6 protein-coding genes are annotated in these 22,526 nt (G+C 68.9%); all 6 read right to left on the bottom strand.

Annotated elements, in window-relative coordinates:
• Nucleotides 1-27: 27 nt before the first annotated feature.
• The 6 genes from LFL96_RS28710 to LFL96_RS28685 all read right to left on the bottom strand — a co-directional run bounded on the left by LFL96_RS28710 (nucleotide 28) and on the right by LFL96_RS28685 (nucleotide 22,506).
• Entirely contained in the window at nucleotides 28-8,868 is an 8,841-nt protein-coding gene (locus tag LFL96_RS28710; protein WP_281001280.1) for a non-ribosomal peptide synthetase, read from the bottom strand.
• A gap of 71 nt (nucleotides 8,869-8,939) precedes the next feature.
• Entirely contained in the window at nucleotides 8,940-17,153 is an 8,214-nt protein-coding gene (locus tag LFL96_RS28705; RefSeq protein WP_281001279.1) for a non-ribosomal peptide synthetase, read from the bottom strand.
• Between the two features lie 395 nt (nucleotides 17,154-17,548).
• Nucleotides 17,549-18,502 (bottom strand): iron-siderophore ABC transporter substrate-binding protein, encoded by a 954-nt coding sequence (locus LFL96_RS28700; protein WP_281001278.1) that lies wholly within the window; start codon nucleotides 18,500-18,502, stop codon nucleotides 17,549-17,551.
• Nucleotides 18,495-19,634 carry a siderophore-iron reductase FhuF gene (gene fhuF / locus LFL96_RS28695; protein ID WP_281001277.1) on the bottom strand — a complete coding sequence of 380 codons (1,140 nt, stop codon included), beginning with the start codon at nucleotides 19,632-19,634 and terminating at the stop codon, nucleotides 18,495-18,497. Before fhuF ends, LFL96_RS28700 begins: the two co-directional genes overlap by 8 nt.
• Complete coding sequence (locus tag LFL96_RS28690; RefSeq protein WP_281001276.1) at nucleotides 19,634-21,715, bottom strand: iron ABC transporter permease; 2,082 nt, start codon at nucleotides 21,713-21,715, stop codon at nucleotides 19,634-19,636. Before LFL96_RS28690 ends, fhuF begins: the two co-directional genes overlap by 1 nt.
• Nucleotides 21,712-22,506, bottom strand: coding sequence for an ABC transporter ATP-binding protein (locus tag LFL96_RS28685; protein WP_281001275.1), 795 nt, complete (start codon nucleotides 22,504-22,506; stop codon nucleotides 21,712-21,714). The genes LFL96_RS28690 and LFL96_RS28685 overlap by 4 nt, the downstream gene beginning before the upstream one ends.
• Nucleotides 22,507-22,526 lie beyond the last annotated feature (20 nt).

Raw genomic sequence — 22,526 nt, 5'->3', positions numbered from 1 at the left:
GGAAATGATTCGGGATGGAGCGGCCGCTCATTGCGGCCTTCCGTTGTCTACTGAATGGATGTCGTCGACGGTGGCGCCGCCCGCGCGCAAACGCGCGCGCACGGCATCCCGTACCGACGGGTGATGAACGATGGCGTCGTGCGTCGTCGCGAGCGCGGCCACCGCATGCGCGACGCCGCCGGTGACGGCGCGCCACGCGGAGGCGTCGGAGCGCGTGGCGTCGCTGACCTGCCACACGTCGATGTCGGCGCGCACGTGAACCGCGGGACGTCCCGCCAGCAAGCGACGCTGCAACCGCACCACGTCGACGAGGCTGTGCAGCGTGGCTTGTTCGTCGGCGTCGATCAGACCCGCGGCGCGCGCGGCGTCGAGCAAGGCAGCGGGGCTGTCGCCGGTGGCGTGCAGCGTATCGAGCGCGGCCGCGCGTTCCGGCGAGCGCGGGGCGAGATAGCCGCGCAGCGTGTCGAGGTCGAGCACGCTCGCATCCGGATCGACCGGCGCCGGGTCCGGATCGGTATCGAGCACGCCGAGCCACGCGACCGTTTCGCCTGCACGTTCGAGCGCCTGCGCGATGTGCGCGGCGAGCAGACCGCCGAGCGACCAGCCGAGCAGGCGGTACGGGCCGTGCGGCTGCGCAGCGCGAATCCGCGCGACGTAGTCGGCGATCCACGCGGCGAAGTCGGCCGGTTGCCATTGCGCTTCGGTGTAGCGCGGCGATTGCACGCCGATCGCCCGCACATCGCGCGGCAACGCGGCGGCGAGCGGCGCATAGCCGTTGACGAGACCGAAGCCGGGGTGAATGCAGAACAGCGTCGTGGCCGAGTGCTTCGGCGCGCCATTCAACGCGACCAGATTGCCGGGCCAGTCCGCCGCGCCTTCTTCGATCGCCGCCGCCAGCGCGGCCGGCGTGCGTTGCACGAACAGCATTTCGAGCGAACATGCGGCGACGCCGGCCGCGCGCAGTTGCGCCATCACGCGCATCGCCGCGAGCGAATCGCCGCCGAGCTGGAAGAAGTCGTCGTCGATGCCGATCGTGCTTTGCCCGAGCACGCGCTGCCACGTATCGACAAGCGTGGTTTCGAGCGGCGTGCGGGGCGCGCGGCGCGCCGCCGCCGGCGCGGCTTCGGCGGCGCACGCATCGGCGAGCGCGCGGCGGTCGAGCTTGCCGTTCGGCGTCTGCGGCAACGCCTCGCACACACGCCACACCGTCGGCACCATGTGCGACGGCAGGGCCGCCGCCACCGCGCGCTGGAGGGCTTCGAGCGCGAGCTCACCAGGCTCACCAGGTCCGCCGGCATCGGCACGTACCAGCGCACCGGCCAGACGCGCGGCCTGCCCGTCACCGTCGAGCAGCACGACCGCGGCATCGCGCACGCCGGGTTGCGCGCGCAGCACTGCCTCGATTTCGCCGATCTCGATGCGATGCCCGCGCAACTTCACCTGCTGATCGAGACGGCCGAGGTAACGCAAATATCCATCCACGCCGACGCGGCACGCGTCGCCCGTGCGGTACAGACGCGCGCCCGGCGCGCCGAACGGATCGGGCACGAAGCGCTCGGCGGTCAGCGCGGCGCGGCCGAGATAGCCGCGCGCCAGGTTCTCGCCGCCGATGTACAGCTCACCCGCGCCGCCTTGCGGCACTTGATGACCATGAGCGTCGAGCACGCGCAACGCCGTGTGGTCGATCGGTGCGCCGAGCGCGATCGGCGCGGTGCCGTCGATGTGCGCCACGCTCGACCACACCGTCGTCTCGGTCGGGCCGTACATGTTCCACAACGCGACGCCGCGTGCACGCAGCGCCGCGGCGAGATCGTCAGCGAGCGCTTCGCCGCCGCACAGCGCGCGGAAACCGGCGGGCGCCTGCCAGCCGGTGGCAAGCAACAACTTCCAGCCGCTCGGCGTTGCCTGCATCACGTTCGCGCCGGTCTGCGCGAGACGCGCGGCGAGGCGCTCGCCGTCCACCACCTCGGCGCGCGTCGCGATCTCGACGCGCGCGCCGAGCAGCAGCGGCGCGTACGCTTCGAGCGCAAAGATGTCGAACGACGGCGACGTGACGGACAACAGCACGTCGTCATGGGCGAGGCCGGGCACGCGGGTCATCGACTGCAGGAAGCGGTCGAGCGCGCCGTGGCTGATCGCGACGCCCTTCGGGCGGCCCGTCGAGCCGGACGTGTAAATCACATACGCGAGTTGTTCGGGATGCAGCGCGGGCAAATCGGAGGGAGTCGTGCCGTCGAGATCACTGACCTCGACAACGCTCGCGGTCTCGACATCGATTAGCGTCAAGCCATCGAACAGCGAACCGGGATGGCCAACGCGTGCCCGCGTGGCGGCATCGATCACGACGGTCCGAATGCCGGCGTCTTCGATCATCCATTGCAGACGGCTCGCCGGATAGTCGGGATCGAGCGGCACATAGCACGCGCCGCTCGTCAGCACACCCAGCAACGCGAGCGGCAGTTGTTCCGAACGCGCGACGCACACGCCGACCCGCGCTTCACCCGTCACGCCCGAACGCAGCAGGTTGCGAGCGAGTGCCTGCGACCGCGCGACCAGCGTGCGGTAGTCGAGTTGCCGTTCGCCGCACGCAATCGCAATGCGCGCGCCGTCTTGCGACGCGGTACGCGCGACGCAAGACGGCAGCGCGATCGCGCTGGCGGGAGCGACCGTTACCGCATCGTGAGCGTCACGCCGCACACCGATCGCCCCGACCTTCGCCGCTTTGGCATTGGCAGCGTGAACCGCATCGGCCACATCGACCGTCGCACTCGCCGCCTCGGCCAGTTGCGTCAGCAACCCAAGATAATCGGCCGCCAGCCGCGAAACGGTCGCGCGATCGAGATACTCGCCGTCCCACGCCCATTCGAACGACAGCGTCTGACCCGGCGTCACGCTCAGCGTCAGCGGATAGTGCGTGCGATTGACCGCCGCCGCCGCGCTGACCGTGAGACCGCCGGCATCGGCCGCGCTCCCGGGGCGACGCTCGCCGGTATCGTAGTTTTCGAAAATGAGCAGCGTATCGAACAACGCGCTGCCGCTACGGCCGAGCCAGCGTTGCACCTGCGCGAGCGACACGTGCTCGTGTTCGCGCAGCTCGGCGTTCGCGCGTTGCAGATCGCGCAGCCAGTCCGCCGCCGCGCGATCCGCCGGCACGCGCACACCAAGCGGCAGGCTGTTGATGAAAAGCCCAAGCATCGCGTCGATGCCCGGCACGCGTTCATTGCCCGCGCTGCGCCCCGACGTGGTCACGCCGAACATCACCGCGTCGCGGCCGCCATAGCGCGCGAGCAGCAATGCCCAGCCGCCCTGGATCAACGTATTCAGCGTGACCTGCGCGCGCTGCGCCGCCGTTCGCAACGCCTGCTCGACCTCGACCGACACGCGTTGCTCGACATGGAACAGCCCTTGACGCGGTTGCGCGGTGCGGCCGAGCGCGGCGTCGAGCATCACCGGATCGTCGAAGCCGTCGAAGCGTTCGCGCCATACCGCCTGCGCCGCGGCCTCCGGACCCTGCGCACCGAGCCACGCGACGTAATCGCGATAGCGCCCCGCCGGCGCGAGCCGCGCGGTCTCACCACGCGTCGCGGCCGCATAGTGCGCACCGACTTCATCGAGCAGACGTGCGCTGCTCCAGCCATCGGTCAACGCATGATGGCTGGTCCAGATCAGATCGTGCGCGCCGTCCGGACGCGCGAACACGTTCACACGCATCAGCGGCGCGGACTCGATCTCGACACCTTGCGCGAGATCCTGCGCGCACCATGCATGCAGGCGGTCGTCGTAACGCACGCCGTTGCTTTCGCCGTGCCACGCGTGGAATGCCACGGATAACTCCGCCCGGCGATAGACCACTTGCAGCAACTCGCCATCGCCGCGATAACGGAACGCGGTGCGCAACACGTCATGACGCGCGACCGTGGCGCGCCAGGCATCGGCGAGACGCGCGGCATCCAGCGCGCCGCTCAGCGTCAGGCGCAATTGATTGACGTAGGTGCCGCTGCCCTGACGCAATTGCGCGTGGAAAATCAGCCCCTGTTGCAACGGCGTGGCCGGATAGATGTCGTCGACGTTGTCGAGCGGCAACGCGAGCGCGTGCAGGCCCGCTTCGTCGAGACCGGACAACGGGAAATCCGCCGAGGTCGCCGCGCGCGGCGCCGTCGCGCAGTGGTCGATCAACGCTCGCAGATGGGTATCGAACGCGCTGGCCAACGCCTCCGCCGTGGCCGGCGCGACCGCACCCGGCACATGCCGCCATTCGATCGACAACGCGCCGTCGACGATCCACGCGTTGAATGCGAGTGCATGCCCGCAACGTTCGAGCGGACTCGCGGCGCGGCCCGCGTGTTCGTCGGCGGCGATACGCATGCGGCCTTGATCCGCGCGATCGCTCTGACCGAACTGGCCGAGATAGTTGAAGCTCACCTGCGCACGCGGCAGCGCGGCGATGGCCGCCTGCTCCGCCGCGCCGCCGAGATATTCCAGCACGCCGTAGTGCAGCCCTTTGTTCGGCACGCCGCGCAATGCGGTCTTCACCGCCGCCAGGGTTGGCACGCCGCCGTGCGCCGCTTCGAACCAGACCGGATAACGCGTCGTGAACCAGCCGACGGTGCGCGTCAGATCCACGCCGTCGATCACGTCTTCACGGCCGTGGCCTTCGAGCTCCACCAGCACGCCCTGCGCGTCGTTCCAGCCCGCGAGCGTCTCGACCAGCGCGGCAAGCAGGACTTCATCGATGCGCGTGCGGTACGCGCCCGGCACGTCCTGCAACAACGCACGAGTCCGCGCGCTATCGAGTTCTCGCAGAATCGTACGGCTCGCGCCCAGCGTGCTGTCGGTTTCGTCGAGACGCGACGCGAGCGGCAAACCGCCGGCCGCGCGCGTCGCATCGCTCCAGTTCGTGGTTTCCGACAACTGTGTGCGCCAGTAGGTCACTTCGTCGCGTACCGTGTCGCGCTGCGCATGCGCGGACAGCGCCGCCGTCCATTCGCTCCAGCTGAGGCTAGGTGCGGGCAACGCGATCGGACGGCCCGCCAGCGCGTGTTCGTATGCATCGCCGATATCTTCGAGCAACACGCGCCACGACACGCCGTCGATGCTCAGGTGATGCACGGCGATCAGCAGACGCGAGTTATCGCCCGGCACGTCGAACAGCACCGCGCGCCATACCGGTCCCTGCGCCAGATCGAGCGACGCCTGCACCTGCGCGCCCCGCGCGGACATCGCTGCTTGCCAGTCGGCCTCGTCGCGCAGATCGACGTAGTCCACCGTATTCGTTTCGGACGGCGCGCAACGCTGGGTCCAGCGGCCCGCTGCGCCGTTGCCGTTGCCGTTGCCTTCGCCCTCGCGCGTGAAGCGCAGACGCAGCGCGTCGTGGCGGCCCATCACGGTGTGCACGGCGGTGCGCAACGCGTCCAGCGACAGACGCTCGTTCGCGGCGAGCAGCATCGACTGGTTCCAGTGATTCGGGCCAGAGGGATGCTCGGCGAAGAAGCGAGCCTGAATCGGCGTGAGCGGCAACGTGGCCGAAGCGCTCGCTGCCGCGTTCGACACCGCGTTCGACGATGCAGCCAACGCAGAAGCCGAAGCCACCCCCACGCCGCTCGCGCGTGGCGCTTTCGGCGTCACCGGCTTCGCGACCGCCGCGGCGGCCTCGATCGTCGGATGGTCGAAGACCTGCTTCGGCGTCAGGCCGAGCCCAGCTTGCCGCGCCTTCGCGATGATCCGCAGGCTGAGAATCGAATCGCCGCCGATCTCGAAGAAGTTGTCGGTCACGCCGATATCCTCGCGGCCGAGCGCGGCCTGCCAGATCGCCAGCAGGGTCGTTTCCGCCTCGGTGCGCGGCGCGACGACGGCGCGCGCATCGGCGCCCGCGCCTGCTTGCATCGGCGTCAGCGCGCGACGGTCGATCTTGCCGTTCGGCGTGAGCGGCAACGCGTCGAGCACGGTGAAGGTGTCGGGCACCAATGCATCCGGCAAGGTCTGCGCGAGCGCCGCGCGCAACGCGTCCGCGCGCAGATTGTCACCGGTGGCGAACGCATGCAGTTGCACGCGGCCGGCGTCGTCTTCGCGTGCGATCACGATGCCGTCGCGCACGCCCGGCAACGCACGCAGGCACGCGCCGACCTCTTCCGGTTCGACGCGATAGCCGCGAATCTTCACCTGATCGTCGCGGCGGCCGAGGAACACGAATCGCCCCTGCTCGTCGATGCGGCCACGGTCGCCCGTGCGGTACACGCGTGCGCCATGCCCCGACGGATCGGGCACGAAACGCTCTGCGGTCAACCCCGGCCGACCGGCATAACCGCGCGCCACCGACGCGCCGCCGATGCAGATCTCGCCGTACGCCGCGTCGCCCGCGAGATTGCCGTGCGCGTCGAGCAACCGCACGTTCGCGTGCGGCAGCGGATGCCCGAGCGGCAGGCTCGCGACATCGGCGGCCGGCTTGCGCCACGTCAACGCGCCGACGGTGGTTTCGGTCGGACCATAGTGATTGAGCACCACGCAGTGCGGCGCGAGCGCGGCAATGCGTTCGATCAGCGCGCCGCTCGCCGCCTCGCCGCCCAGCACGAGGCAACGCGCGGGCAGCACGTGGCCGGGTTGCGCGGCTTGCAGCAAGCCGCCGAGATGCGACGGCACGATCTTCAGCATGTCGATGCGATGGCGGCGCAGATAGTCGCCGCACGCGTCGGGATCGAAGCTCAGCGCTTCGGCGGGGATGTGCAGCGTCCAGCCGGCCCACAGCGCGCCGAAGAGCGTCGTGTGGCCGAGGTCGGCGGCAGGCGTCGACAGAAACGCCGCGCGCTCGATGCCGTCCGGCACGCGCGTGAGCAACGCGTCGAGATAGGCGCTCAGTGCGTCGTGCGCGATCATCACGCCCTTCGGACGGCCGGTCGAGCCGGAGGTGTAGATCAGGTAGGCGAGCTGGCCGGGCAGCGGGAGTGCGATGTCGAGGTCCGGTTCGGCGGCGGCGGCGTTTTCGTTTTCATTTTCATTTGCATGTGCAGTTGCGTTGACATCAAACGTGGCGAGAACCTCCGCCGGGTCGATTCGCTTCGTACCGGACGGCAACCACGCATCGACATCGCTCCCCGCGATCACGCCGTGCGCCTGGCTATCGCTCACCTGCCACGCAAGACGTTCGGTGGGTGCAGCGATATCGAGCGGTACATACGCGCCGCCCGCACGCCATACCGCGAGCACGCTGAGTACAAAATCGACGCCGCGCGGCAACACGACCGCAACGCGCGACTCGCGGGTCACGCCGGCATCGACGAGCCGTTGCGCCAGTCGTCCCGAAGCGTTCCACACTGCGCGCCAGTCGAGCGATCGCGTGCCATCGGCAAGCGCCTCGGCATCGGGCCGCGTGCGAACGTGTTGCGCGATGCGCGCGAGCAAGGTATTGCCGGCAGCGAGCGGCACATAAGCCACCGAAGCCTGCGCTGGCTGCGCCCTTTGCGCCGGTTGCACACTCGAACCGGCCGTCGCATCCGGCGAAGCTGGCGGCCGCAAGCCGATCTCGCCCAACGCGCGTTCCGGATGCGCGACAAAGGCGGCCAGCACCTCACGCAACTGCGCGCCGATCGTCTCGACGGCAGCATGCGTGAAACGCCGCGTGTCATACGCCAGCACGTAGTCGAACTGCGCGCCCGTCGCGACGATCAGACTGAGCGGATAGGGATTGCGGCCATCGGTATAGCGCATGCCGGGCTCATGCACGTCGGCGGCGCCGAGCATCCTGACCTGCAGATCGCCCGCGCGCGCGCCGCTCGAATCGACCGGATAGTTTTCGATCACGACGATGCTGTCGAACAGCGCCCGCCCGCCGTTCGCCACGGCCTGAATCCGCGCAAGCGGCACGTGCTCGACCGCGCGCAACGCGAACGACTGCGCCTGCTGCGCCCGCACCCAGTCGCCGACCGTTTGCGACGCCGACAGCCGCACCGGCATCGGCACCGTGTTGATGAACACGCCGACCATCGCGTCCATGCCGTCGATCTCGGCCGGCCGTCCCGCCGCCGTCACGCCGAACACGGCTTCCTCGCGATCGGCGCGGCGCGCGAGCAGCAACGCCCACGCCGCCTGCACGACCGAACCGAGCGTCACGCGTTGAGCGCGCGCGAATTCGACCAGCGCCGCGCTCGCGGCCGGATCGAGGCGCAGACGCAGTTCCGCGTAGCGCCGTTGCGCATCGGTCTGCGCGGCGCTTGCGGGCAGCGGCGTCGGCACGTCGAGGCCGGCAAGCGCCGCGCACCAGCGCGCCTCGGCCGCGTCGCGATCCTGCGCGTCGAGCCAGGTGCGATAGACCTTCAGACCCGGCGCGGGCGCAAGCGGTCCACCCAGCCCCGCGCTGCGCGCGGCGTAACGCGCCATCACTTCGCGCAGCACGATCGGCAGACTCCAGCCGTCGAGCTGCACGTGATGCATGCGCCACACGAACCAGAAGCGCTGCTCCGCCACCTGGATCAAATGCAACTGCAACGATGCCGCGCGCGCCAGATGGAAACCCTCCGCGCGCCGCGCGTCCCACGCCTGCGCGAGACGCGCATGCTGCTGCGCGTCGGACAGAGCGCGCCAATCGTCGTACTCGCAACCGGCGTCCGTCTCGCGATAAACGATCATCGCGGGCTGCGCGAGTCCTTCCCAGCGGAAATCCGCGCGCAGAATTTCGTGACGCGCGACCACGTCGCGCCACGCGCCGTCGAATGCATCGATCGACAGCGCGCCTTCCAGTTCGAACACGTATTGCGAGTAGTACGGATCGTCGGCGCCCGCTTGCAAGGCCTGGGTCAACAGGCCCGGTTGCACGCCGAGCAAACGGTGCACCGATTCGATGTTGCTCTTGCGACGGAAATCCGGGTTCGTCGTCATGATGGCTTCACTCATTAATGAGAATCACTACTATTTTTCGTTGGAGCAAACCGCCCATCGGGCGGTCCGGTTCAGTCGTCGAGTTGGTCGAGCAAGGCGTCGAGGTCTTCGCCGGCGAGATCGCTGTCGAAACCATGAACGGCCAGCGTGTCGTTGCCGATCCGCGTTTGCAGCAAGGCGTCGAGTTGCGCGTCGAAGGTGTCGGCGAGCGCCTGCGCACGCGTGCTGTCGATCAGACCCGGCAGGTAACGCCAGTCGATCGACAACGCCCCGTCGACGATCAATGCGTTCAGTTCGAGCGCATACGAGAAGACGGTGTGTGCGCCGGCGGCCTGGCCCGCGTGTTCGCCGGTCGCGATGCGCATGCGGTTCTGCGTAGCGCTGTCGCTCTGGCCGAACTGGCCGAGGTAGTTGAAGCTCACCTGCGCGCGCGGCAAGGCGGCGATCGCGTTGCGTTCATTTGCGCCGCTCAGGGACTCCAGTACGCCGTAGTGCAGGCCTTTGTTCGGCACGTTGCGCAGCGTGGTCTTCACCGAGGCGAGCGTGGTCGCGGCGTCGGTGGTTGCGTCATTCACCGCGTCGAACCACACCGGATACCGCGTCGTGAACCAGCCCACCGTGCGCGTCAGATCCACCCCGTCGATCACTTCCTCGCGGCCGTGGCCTTCGAGTTCGATCAGCACGCCCGCGCGTTCGCTCCATCCCGCGAGCGTGTTCACCAGCGCAGCCAGCAACCACTCGTCCACGCGACCTTGCTGCGTCGACGACGCTTCCTGCAACAACGCCCGCGTACGCGTTTCGTCGAGCTTGCGACGCAGCACCTGGCTCGCGCCGAGCGTGCGATCCACCTCGTCGAGCCGAGCCGCGAGCGGCAGCCCGCCACGTGCACGCGCCGCGTCGTCCCACGCCGAGGCCGCCGACAATTGCGCGCGCCAGTAGGTCAATTCGTCGCGCACCGTGTCGCGCTGCGCGTGAGCGGACAGCGCTTCGGTCCAGTCGCCCCAGCTCAGACTCTGCGCGGGCAATTCGATCGACTGTCCCGCTAGCGCCTGTTCGTACGCTTGCCCCAGTTCCTCGAGCAGAATGCGCCACGACACGCCGTCGATACTCAGGTGATGCACGACCAGCAGCAGACGCGAACCGCCATCGGGGACGTCGAAGCGAACAGCGCGCCATACCGGCCCGTGCTCGATATCCAGCGACGCCTGCACCTGCGCGCCGCGCGCGGACATCGCCGCTTGCCAGTCGGCTTCGCCGCGCAAATCGATACATTCGATCGCACTGGCCGCGTCCGCATCGGAAGCCGCGTCGCGTGCCAGACTGCGCTGGGTCCACTCGCCTCGCGCGGCGCCTGAAACGTCGCGCGAAAAACGCAAACGCAACGCGTCGTGACGCTGCATCACGGTCTGCACGGCGACTTGCAGCGCAGCGTCGGACAAGCGCTCGTTCGCCGCAAGCAATACCGATTGATTCCAATGCGCCGGGCCGTCCGGATGTTCGTCGAAGAACCAGCGCTGAATCGGCGTCAGCGCGAGCGCCCCCGCAACCTCGCGATAGGCGCGCTGCGGCGCCGCTTGCGGCACGCGTTGCGCCAGTGCGGCCACGCTCTGATGTTCGAACAGTTCGCGCACGGTCAACGCCATGCCTTCGGCACGCGCACGGCTGATTGCCTGAATCGCGAGGATCGAATCGCCGCCGAGCGCGAAGAAGTTGTCGTCCACGCCGATCTCGTCGCGGCCCAGCACCGCGCGCCAGATCGCGAGCAGACGCGCTTCGCGTTCGTCACGCGCGGCGGTCAGCTCACGCGGCGCGTCGGCGTTATCGAGCAGCGGTGGCGGCAGCGCGCGTTTGTCGACCTTGCCGTTCGGCGTGAGCGGCAAGGCCGCGAGCGGCACGACCGCCGCCGGCACCATGTAGGCCGGCAGGCGCTCCGCGAGCGCCGCGTGCAGGGCCGTGCCCGCACGCTCGCTGTCGGCGTCGTCGATCACCGCGTAGGCGAGCAGCTTGCGCGCGTCGTCCGCCCCGCTGATCACCGCGATCGCCTCGCGCACACCAGGCAACCCACGCAACGCGGTCTCCACTTCCGACAACTCGATCCGGTAGCCGCGCAGCTTGACCTGGCGGTCGTCGCGTCCGACGTAGTCGAAACCGTGCCGCGCATCGCCCGCGCGCAGCACGCACACGTCGCCGGTGCGATAGAGGCGCGAACCCGGCGGACCGAACGGGTCCGGCACGAAGCGCTCGGCGGTCGTCGCCGGCCGGCCGAGATAGCCGCGCGCCAATGCCTCGCCGCCGATGCACAGCTCGCCTGTCGCACCCGCCGGCGTCGGATTGCTCCACTCGTCGAGCAGACGCGCGATACGGCCGGGGTACGGCAGACCGATCGTGACGACCGGCGCGTCCACGTCGGCCGCTTCGGTGCGGCGGCTGAGCGCGGAGATCGCCGCTTCGGTCGGGCCGTAAGTGTTCTCGAAGCGCACGTCGCGCAAGCCGCAGCCGAGCCACTGCGCGAGCGCCGCGCCGTTCAGCGCTTCGCCGCCGATCGTCACGAGACGCAGCGCGGGCAGCGCCGCCGGCAGATCGCGGAGCCATTGCTGCCAGAACGCGGTCGGCAGGTCGGTCACGCTCACCGCTTCGTCGCGCAGCACCGCGTTGAATTCCGGCCAGCTCCAAAGATCCGGGCCGCGCAGCACGACGCGCGCGCCGACGCACAGCGCGGGCAGCAACTGTTCGAGCGCGGCATCGAAATTGATGGTCGAGAACTGGAGCACGCAATCGCCCGCGTGGACGCCGAAGCGCGCGATCACGTCGTCGACGTGCACGGACAGCGCGGCGTGCGTCATCGCGACGCCCTTCGGCACGCCGGTCGAGCCGGACGTGTACATCACGTACGCGAGTTGCGGCGCGAGCGGCATGCGCGGCATATGTGGAGTGAAGGACAACGGCGATGACGATCGCGACGCATTCGCTGCCGCGCGCGCGTCCATGTCCTCCATCGCATGCAGCGTGAGTCCCGCTAGCACGCCGCTCAGACGCGCGGCGCTGACGCGATCCACCACCACGTGATCGATACCGGCATCGGCGACGATCTGCGCGAGGCGCTCGGGCGGATATTCCGGATCGAGCGGCACGAAGGCGGCGCCCGCGCTCCAGATGCCGAACAGCGCGGCCACCATCGACGGCGAACGGGACACGCACAAACCGACGCGCGCTTCGTCGCGCACACCGGCCGCGTGCAGCACCGCTCCCACCTGGCGCGCGCGCGCGGCGAGCGTCGCGTAGTCGAACGCGGGTTCGGCGGGCGTGGCCGGCGAACGCAACGCGGGCGCCGCCGGTTGCACCTGCACCTGGCGCATGAAACGTTCGAGCACCGGCACATAAGGCTGCTCCGCCGCGACCGGCGCGCCTACCGTCCGCGCCGGCGTCAGCGCAATCGCCGCGAGCGCCTGGCGAGGCGCGGCCAGCACCTGCACGACGAGTTCGAGATAGTGATCCGCAATTTGATCGATGACCGCGCGGTCGAAAATATCGTTCGCGTAGCCGAACGACACGCGCAGCGCGTCGCCCTGATCGGTGATGTCGAGCGTGAGGTCGAACTGCGCGGTCTCGCCGCCGAGTTCCGGCAGATCCAGCGCGCTGACCGTGATGCCGCTCAGACTCGCGAATTGTTCGGCCGGCGTGACCTGCAGGTTGAACATGGTCTGGAACAGCGGCGTGAGACCAAGATCGCGTTGCGGCTGCACGACGTCCACCAGTTGCGCGAACGGCACCGACGCATGCGCCTGCGCGGCGACCACTTCGGCGCGCGTGGCGGCGAGCAGTTGATCGAACGGCCGATGCCCGGCCGGCGCGCCGCGAATCACCAGCGTATTGATGAAGAAGCCGATCAGCGATTCCGTTTCGAGCCGTTCGCGATTCGCGACCGGAATGCCGATGCGGATATCGCCCTGCCCGCTATAGCGATGCAGCAGCGTCTGATAGCACGCGAGCAGCACCATGAACAAGGTCGCGCCTTCGCGTTGCGACAACTCGCGCAGCGCGCGCGTCGTTCGAGGATCGATCCGGCGCAGGCAACGGCCGCCGGCCGCGCTGCGCGTCGCCGGCCGCGCGCGTGTCAGCGGCAGGTTCAGCACCGGCTGGTCGCCCGCAAGCCGCTCGCACCACCAGTCGAGATCGGCCGCGCGGCGGCCGCCTTCGGCGCGTTCCCAGTACGCGTAATCCGCGCACTGGATCGGCAGCGGCGGCAGATCGGGCGCGAAGCCGCGTCGCGATGCTTCGTAGCAGGCGCTGAACTCGTCGATCAGCACGTCCATCGACCAGCCGTCGGACACGATGTGATGCATCACCACCGCGAGCACGTGTTCGGTCTCGCTCGACGACAGCAGGACGACACGCAGCAACTGGCCATGTTCGAGATCGAACGGCTCGCTCACGCAGTCGTGCAACGCGGCGGCCAGCGCGCGTGGCTCGGCGTGATCGAGCGTCGCCGTGCGCCAGTCGTAGCGGACCGCGCCGGCGACGCGCTGGACCGGCTTGCCGTCGACGGCCACGAAGGTCGTGCGCAGCGCTTCGTGACGCGCGACGATCGTGTCGAATGCGGCACGCACGGCCGCTGTGTCGAGCGATCCGCTCAGACGCACCGCGCCGGGTACGTGATACGCGGCGCTTTCCGGTTCCAGTTGCCACAACACCCATAGACGTTCCTGCGCGAACGAGAGCGGCAGGTTGTCCGCTTGCGCATTCGCGGGACGGCGCGCGATCGGCGCCGTGTCGGCGGATGCGGTTGTGTTTGCGGATGCCCCGGTTGCCGATGCGGCTTGGGTTGCCGATTCCGCGGCGGCGAGCGCGGCCTCCTCGATAGCCCGTGCGAGTTGCGACAGCACCGGCAGGCTGAACACGCTCTGCAACGGCAAGCTCACGCCAAGCCGTTGACGCACGCGCGCGACCACCTTGACGGCCGACAACGAGTGCCCACCGAGCGCGAAGAAGTCGTCGTCGGCGCCGGGCAGCGCGCCGCCCAGCACGTCTTGCCAGATCGCGGCGAGCGCGATTTCCTGCGGCGTGCGCGGCGCGATACGCGAACGTTCGACCACGACTTCACCTGGCGCCGGCAATGCGCGTACGTCGAGCTTGCCGTTCAATGTCAGCGGCAACGCCTCCATCGGCACGAAGGCGGCCGGCACCATGTGCGCAGGCAAACGCGCGGCAATGTGTTCGCGCAACGCGGCCGCATCGACGTCGGCATCCGCACTGACGTAGTAGGCAATCAAACGCAGTCCGCCTTGCGGATCGGCACCCGGCACGACCACCGCCGAACGGATCGCGGGATGCTCGATCAGCACCGCCTGGATTTCGCCCGGCTCGATCCGGAAGCCGCGAATCTTGACCTGCGCGTCGTTACGGCCGAGGTATTCGAGTTCGCCGTTGCGATGCCGGCGCGCGACGTCGCCCGACCGGTAGAGCCGCGCGCCCGGCGGCCCGAACGGGTCGGGCACGAAGCGGCTCGCGGTCAGCCCCGGACGGCCAAGATACGCACGCGCGAGACCCGCGCCGCCGACACACAACTCGCCGCACACGCCGAAAGGAGCGGGGTTCAGATCCGCGTCGAGCACGTGCAGGCTCAGGTCGGCAATCGGCGCGCCGATCAGGCTCGGCGCGCTGGCGGCCGCGGTGAGGGCTTCGGTGTCGGCGAGCGTGATATCGCGCGCGGTGACGTGCACCGTGGTTTCGGTGATGCCGTACATGTTCACGAGGCGCGGTGCGCGCGCGCCGCGCCATGCGAGCCAGCGCGATAGCGTCGCCGGTTCGAGTTTTTCGCCGCCGAAGATCACGCAGCGCAAAGCGGGGAGCGGCGCGTTCAGATCGAGTTCGACCTGGGTGAGCGGCAGAAACGCGGACGGCGTTTGATTCAGGATCGTCACGCCGGTCTCGCGCAGCAGCGCGTGGAAGTCTTGCGGCGAACGCGCGACCCCATGCGGCACCACCACGGCCGTGCCGCCGAACGACAACGCGCCGAAGTATTCCCAGACGGAGAAGTCGAACGCGTACGAGTGGAAGCAGCTCCACACGTCGGCGGGACCGAAGCCGAATTGCGCGTGGGTCGCGTCGAGCAGACGCGTGACGTTGCGATGCGTGACGCCGACGCCTTTCGGCTGACCGGTCGAGCCCGACGTATAGATCACGTAGGCGAGTTGGTCGGGGTGCGGAGCCGGCAGGACATGGCGGTGGCTTCCAGCGTTTGCGTCCTGGGTGCGGCCTTCATTGCCGCCTTCGTTGCCGCCTTCGTTGCCGATTTCGTTGCCATCGATCGAGACGACGATGCAGTCGAGCGGCGTCAGCAATTCGGCAAGTTTGTCGCGCGACGCCGCGTCGGCGACGACACGGCGAATGCCCGCATCCGCGATGATGTATTGCAACCGCTCGACCGGATAGCCCGGATCGAGCGGCACATAGGCCGCGCCGCTCGCCAGCACGCCGTAGAGCGCGGCCGGCAAGGCGGCCGTGCGCTGCACGCACAGACCGACACGTTCCTCGCGCTGCACGCCGGCTTCGAGCAAACGCGCGGCGACGGCACGCGCGGCCGAGGCGAGTTGTCGATAGTCGAGTTGCGCGTCTTCCGCGTGCACGGCACGGGCCGCCGGTTGCGACTGCGACAGCGCGAACAGACGGTCGGTCAGCGGAACGAACGGATAGGCCGGGAATGCCGTTGCAATCGATCCGGCCGACGCCGCAACTGCCGACGCTGCGTCCGCCGCCACGCGCAGATTCCCCAATGCACAGTCGGGCTGCGCGACGATCTGCCCGATCAGGCTCACGAAGTCGTCGGCGAGTTGCGCGACGGTGGCTTCGTCGAACACATCGGTTGCGTAGATGAGCGCGCATTCGAAGGTGTCGGCATCGTCGCGGATGTCGAGCGTCAGATCGAAACGCGCGACCGGATGCTCGCCGCGCCACTCGGACGCGCGCAGCCCCGGCAACTCGGGCAGGCCGTCGCCGGAGACGTCGAGCAGGTTGAACATCGCCTGGAACACCGGCGTGACGCCGACGATCGCGGGCGGACGCAGCGCTTCGACCACGCGTGCGAACGGCACCTGCTGATGCGCGAGCGCTTGCGTGACGCGCTGCTGCACCTGGGCCAGCAACGCGTCGAACGGCGCGGCGCTGTCCAGTTGCGCGTCGATCACCACGGTGTTCACGAAGCAGCCGATCAGGCCGGCGGTTTCCGCGCGGTCGCGATTCGCGAGCGGCATGCCGACGCGCAGATCGCGCTGCCCGCTATGACGCGCGAGCAGCACATCGAAGACGGCCAGCATCGCCGCCGACACCGTGCCGCGCCGGCTGCGCACGAACGCGCGCCAGGCCTGCGCCTGCTGCGTGTCGAGCACGCGGATCACGCGCGCGCCATGCGTGCCGCGCGCGCCGTTGCGAGCGCGGTCGTACGGCAGCGCGAGCGGATCTTGCGGCTCGCCAAGACGGCTGCGCCAGTAGTCGAGATCGGCCGCCTCGCGCGCTTCGTCGCGCCATTCGCGCTGCCAGACCACATAGTCGCGGAACTGGACCGGTAACGCGTCGCGCGTTGGCGCGGCGTCGGCCGCGTAGCCCGCGACGAAATCCTTGACCAGCACGCCGAGCGACCAGCCGTCGGAAATCAGGTGATGCATGGTCAACAGCAGCACGTGGGCGTCGGCGCCGATCGTCAGGAATGCGATTCGCCACAGCGGCCCGCGTTCGAGATCGAAGGGACGCAGCGAAAACGTTTGGGTGAAGGCGGCGATGCTGGCTTTGGAGGCGGCGTCGGCGTCGGCTTCGGTTCCGCTGCCCGCGACGCGCAGATCGTGGAACTCGCACAACGCCTCGGCCTGCACGGCGTCGAAGTCATCGACGATCTGCAAGGGTTCGCCGTCACGTTCGACGATCCGCGTGCGCAACATCTCGTGACGCTCGACCAGCGCGGCCACGGCGGCGCGCAGGCGGCGTTCGTCGAGCGCGCCGTCCAGACGCACGCCGCCGCTCATGTGATAGGCGGCGCTGTCCGGTTCGAGCCGCGCGAGAAACCACAGTTGCGCCTGGCTATCGGAGAGCGGCGCGTGGCCGGCGTCATCGCCATCGCGCGCGGCGATCGGCACGATCGGCAATTGCGCGGGATCGATGTTCAGGTCGGCGACGCGGCTGCGCAGTTGCGCGCGTTTGTCCGCGCTCAATGCGGCGTACCTGGCGGAGATCGCGCGACGGTCGCGCGCGGCGGCGGTTTGGCCCGCGGTGTCCTGAGCTGGTGGCTGGTTCATGTTTGCGTCGTGATAAGCGTCGGGGGCGCGCCACGTTGCCGCGGCTATTGCGTCTCACCTGCTTGACGAATGGGACCGGAAATTGTTCAGGGGGATGCGGGGAATGCGGCGAAGCGATGCGAGGTGATGCGGGCGTGATGCGGGCGCGGAGGTAGTTTGATGGCGCTGGCGAGTACGGCTCGGCGTGCGCGCCAGCGCGGAGAATGCGGTGAATGCGGGGAATGCGGAGAATGCGGGGAATGCGGTGAGCGCGGTCAGCGAGGTGCGTGCGGTGGGCGCGACGAACTCAGGAAGGCGTTCAGGTCGAAGCTATGCCTCGCGAATGAGACGAAAGCGCCCTGGCGCGCCGCTATGACACAGTCACGCCCCGCAAGCGATGGCGCGTTGCTTATGCGTCAACCGGCGGCGCGACCGTCGCGCGACTCGACCATCGGCAACGCGGCGCCGACACGTTCGACGAACGTCGTCATCGCCACCGGCCCACCGAAGGTCCACGTGCCGCGCGGCAGATAACCGATCCGGCCGGCCTGCACCGAAGGCAACCCGCGCCACAAGCGCTCGCTGTAGAGCGGCTGATCCGGCTGATCGAGCAGCAACAGCAGCCAGTCCGGATGGTCGTACAGCGCGTCGAAGCCGACCCGCACGCCCATCCGGCGCACCGACGTCGTCGACCAGGCATTGCTCAGGCCGACGTGATCCAGCAACGCGCCCACCGAACTACGACGGTCGAAACCCCAGAAACCTGCATCGCCGGCCAGCGCCGACATCAGCGCGGTCGGTCGATGCGAGAGACCGTGTGCCAACACTTGCGCGCGCGTCGCGGCGATCGCCTGATCGAGCCTTGCGCGCAGTGCGCCGGCGGCCTGCTGCGCGCCGACGCGGCTCGCGAGGTCATCGTAGACGCGCAATAAGCGCGTGTACGCGTCGTCTTCGCCGGGTGGCGGTTCGAGATCGTAGATCACCGTCGGCGCGATACTCGCCAGGCGCTCGGCGATCCGCGCGTGACGCTGCGCATAGCCGACAATCAAGTCCGGCTTCAGCGCGGCGATCGCCGCCAGATCCGGTTGCTGACGCGTACCCACCGACACGGTGTCGCGCAGCGCATCGGCGTCGATGCCGACCCAGCGGCGGTAGACATCCGGATCGGCGGTGCCGATCGGCGCGCGGCCGAGACCGAGCAGCGATTCGGTAAACACGAATTCCAGCGAAACGATCCGGCGCGCGTCGGCCGGCAGCGTCGGGGAGCTGACGCCGAGCGGCGTCGGCACGATGGCGTTGGCCGAGCGCATGCAGCCGACGAGCGGCAACGCGAGCGACGCGGCCAGCAAACGACGGCGGGTGTTATTCATGGCAGGCGCCTCCGCAGCCGGTGTCGTGCGGGTGGTCATGGGCGTGGGCCTGGTTCGAGCCGCGGTCATGGGCATGCTCGCGCTTGGGGCCGTGGCTGTGACCATGCTCATGGCCATGCTCATGCTCATGCTCATGCTCATGCTCATGCTCATGCTCATGCTCATGGCCGTGCTCATGCTCATGCTCATGCTCATGCTCATGCTCATGCTCATGCCCGTGGCCGTGGCCGTGCCCGTGCCCGTGTTCATGATCGTGGTCATGTCCGTGCTCATGGTCATGATCATCTTCATACGCCGCCAGCCGCTCGAAATGCGCGTCACGCTCCTCCACCGGCAACTTGCGCAGCAGCGGACACGTCGTGCAGTACTTGTAGTGATCGTCGAACGCATATCGCAGACAGCAGTTGCGCCGCACGCGAAACGGCTCCGGCGCGAGCGGATGCACATCATGCTGAAACCGGAACGCCTGCCGGTACGGATTCGGACTCACGCCATCCAGCGCGAGCGGCGCGGACAACAACACGTCGCGCTCCGCGAGCGCCGCGTCCGCATGCGACGGCACATGCTCGGCCAGCGCGACGAATACCGTATCGATACGCGTCGCGAGATTCACCCACAAAATGTCGGCGGCGATGCCGCTGACCCGCTGCAACGCCATCACCATGGCGGGAAACACTTCGCCAAGCAGCACACCGTAACGCGCGGCGGGATCGGCCGCTACCGGCTTCAGCTCACGCGCAAGCCGCACACTCTTCGGATACCCCTCCGGCACGAACGACAGATTCGCCAGCGACAGATCCGGCACCGCATTCGCGAGCAGCGCGGGCACGGCCACCAGATACAGCAAGGTGCCCGCGAGATAGATCGACCATTCGGAGGCATACGCCCGCATCAATACGGGACTGACACGCGCCGCGTCACTTTCTGGCGCGGCGTCCCCCTCCATGACTCGCAAGCCGGCTTCCCGGTCGCGCGCCGCGCAACGCTGCAACTCCAGCGCGAGCGCAGCCGGATCGAGCAGGATGGAACCGGGGACACGGCGCCGGCCGTCGTCGTCGAATGCGCAGTAGTCGCGCAGTTCGGCGAGCGCGGGTCGCGCGAGCAGCGCTTCGAAATTCAGTGCAGTAGCCATCAAGCGGTACGCCGCAAATAGCTGCGTGCGAGCAGCCACAGAAAATAAGGTGCGCCAAGCGCGGCGGTGAGAATACCGAGCGGCAGGTCGCGCGGCGCGAACGCCACCCGTCCGATGCAGTCGGCAAGCCCGAGCAGCAACGCCCCGATCAACATGGATGCGCCGATCTGCTGGCGTTGCCCACGCAGTCCGATCAGACGCGCGGCATGCGGCGCGATCAACCCGGCGAACGCGACCGGGCCGGTGCCCGCCACGGCGGTCGCCGTCATCAGGCTGGCGACCGCGAGCAGCGCGAACCGCACACGCGACACGTCGAGCCCGAGCGACGCCGCCGACGCATCGCCGAGCGACAGCAATTCGAGCCAGCGCCCCGCGCGCCACGCGAACGGCAAACTGAGCGCCGCCCACGGCAGCATCGCGACAAGCGCGGCCCAACCCTGCGCGTACGTGCTGCCGACGAGCCAGCTCAGCGCCTGGGTGATATGCACGTGGAACTGCAGCAATACGACGTTGAGGAATGCGGCCAGCAGCGCCGAGCAGGCGAGGCCGGTCAGCGTGACGCGCATCGGTTCGAGATTGCCGCGCCAGTTGAGCACGATCACGAAACCCAGCACCGCCGCCGATGCGGCCCACGCGAGCGGCACGCCCCAGAACGCCATCGATGCGGCGGCGGACGGCACGAGCAGCATCATCAGCAGCATCGCGAGACTGGCCGCCGCCGTGCCGCCGAACATCTCGGGGCCGGCCAGCGGATTGCGCGTCATGCCTTGCAGCAGCGTGCCGCTCGCCGCGAGCAGCGCGCCGCCGAGCAGCGCGATCAGCGTGCGCGGCACGCGCAGTTCGGCGATCGCCAACGCGCGCGGATCGCCGTTGAACACGCCGTGCAGCATCGTCGGCAACGACATGCCGCTCGAATCGTGCGACGCGGCGACGAACAGCAACGCGAGCAGGACCACGCCGCCGGCCCAGAACAGACGCTGCGGCGACGCGATGCGCGGGGCGGCATCGCTCGCGCTCATCGTCAGACGCGCCGAACCCGGCGCCGCGCTACGGCGCAGAATCACCAGCAGCACCGGCGTGCCGATCAGCGCGGTCATCACGCCGAGCGGCAGCAGGCCGTCGTCGCCCGCGGCGATCACCACGGCATCGGCAATCAGCAGCAACACCGCGCCCCACAGCGCGGACAGCGGAATCAGGCGCGACGGCCGGTGCATCCCCGCCGCGCGCAACAGATTCGGCGCAATGAGGCCGACGAAGCCGACCGGCCCCGCGCGGCCGATCGCGATGGCCGTGAGCCACGTGGCCAGCAACACGCACGCCGCGCGCAACACTTGCGGACGCAGCCCGAGCAGGCTCGCCTGCTCGTCGCCGAGACGGATCAGATCGAGACCGCGCCCCAGCAGCCAGGCGAGCGCCAGTACCGGCACCGCGAGCAGCGCCGCGGTCGCTATGCCGCCCGAGCCGATCTGCTGCAATGAACCGGTGCTCCATTGCACGATGCTCACGGCGGAATCGTCGCTGATCGTGAGAACGAGCGTGAGCAATGCGTTCAACGCGAGCGCGGTGGCCGCGCCGGCGAGCGTCATGCGCAGCGGCGACGCGCGCCAGCCGCCCGCGACCGCGAACGTGAGGCCGGCGGCAATCAACCCGCCGGCAAAGATGGTGGGCGCGACCGGCAGCGCGCTCCAGATGAAAGTGGCGACCAGTCCAAGCTGGGCGCCGGTCGTCACGCCGAGCAGATCGCTCGACGCAAGCGGGTTGTGCGTGACCGTTTGCAGCAGCGCCCCGGCCATGCCGAAAGCGGCACCGGCCAGCGCGCCAGCCAACGCGCGCGGTAGATGAAGATCGATGAACAGCAGTCGTGCGACCGAAGCGCTACCGGCGGATGCACCGGACGTCAGGGACCACCCGCTTGCCCATCCGGATGCGGGCACGCCGTACGCGAACAACGTGTTCCATACGAGCATCGCGGCCAGCGCGACGAAACCGCCCGCGGCGATATAGCGATACAGATCGCGCCGCGGCCGCAGCGCGACTGCGTGCGCGGCCTGCGCTGGCTGCGTTGAGCCGGCGGTACTCATGGCGCCATCCGCGGCAGACAGATTGCTTCGCCGTCGACGGTCAGGCGCCGCATCGGCGTCTCGAAGACGGCTTCGAGCACGTCGGGCTGCATGATGGTTTCGGGTACGCCGCGCGCGCGAATCCGGCCGTCTTTCATCAGCATGATTTCATCGCTGAAAAAAGCCGCCTGATTCAGGTCGTGCAGCACCCACACCACGGTCAACGACATTTCCCGCGCGAGATCGCGGATCAGCGTCAGCACTTCGACCTGGTGATGGATATCGAGGAAGGTAGTCGGTTCGTCGAGCAGCAGCACGCGGCCGCCTTGCGCGAGCGCCATCGCGATGAACGCGCGTTGCCGCTCGCCGCCCGACAGTTGCACCAGATCGCGCTTGCGCAGCGCTTGCAGATGCGTGCGTTCGATTGCCCGCTCGATCGCGGCGCGATCCTCGGGACCGGGCCGCGCGCCGATGCCCGTGTAGCAGTAGCGGCCCGTCGCGACGAGTTCCTCGACAAGCATGCCTTCGGGCACGAGCGGATTCTGCGCAAGCATGGCCAGACGCTGGGCCCGCTCGCGCGGCGCGAAGCCGCCGAGCGGACGGCCGTCGAGCCAGACCTCGCCGCTGCCCGGCTTCAGCAGGCCACCGAGCGAGCGCAGCAAGGTGCTCTTGCCGCAACCGTTCGGCCCGCATAACGCGGTGATGCGGCCGGCTTCGAACGCGACCGACAATCCGTCGAGCACGGTGCGCGCACCGAGTCTGACGCTCAGATTCTCGGCGCGCAGCGCAGCCGCGGCCTGGACTTCATTCATGCGCATAACGGCTCCCTGGC

The organism is Paraburkholderia sp. D15, from assembly GCF_029910215.1.
GTDB lineage: Bacteria > Pseudomonadota > Gammaproteobacteria > Burkholderiales > Burkholderiaceae > Paraburkholderia.
This window is presented reverse-complemented; position numbering and strand designations above follow the sequence as displayed.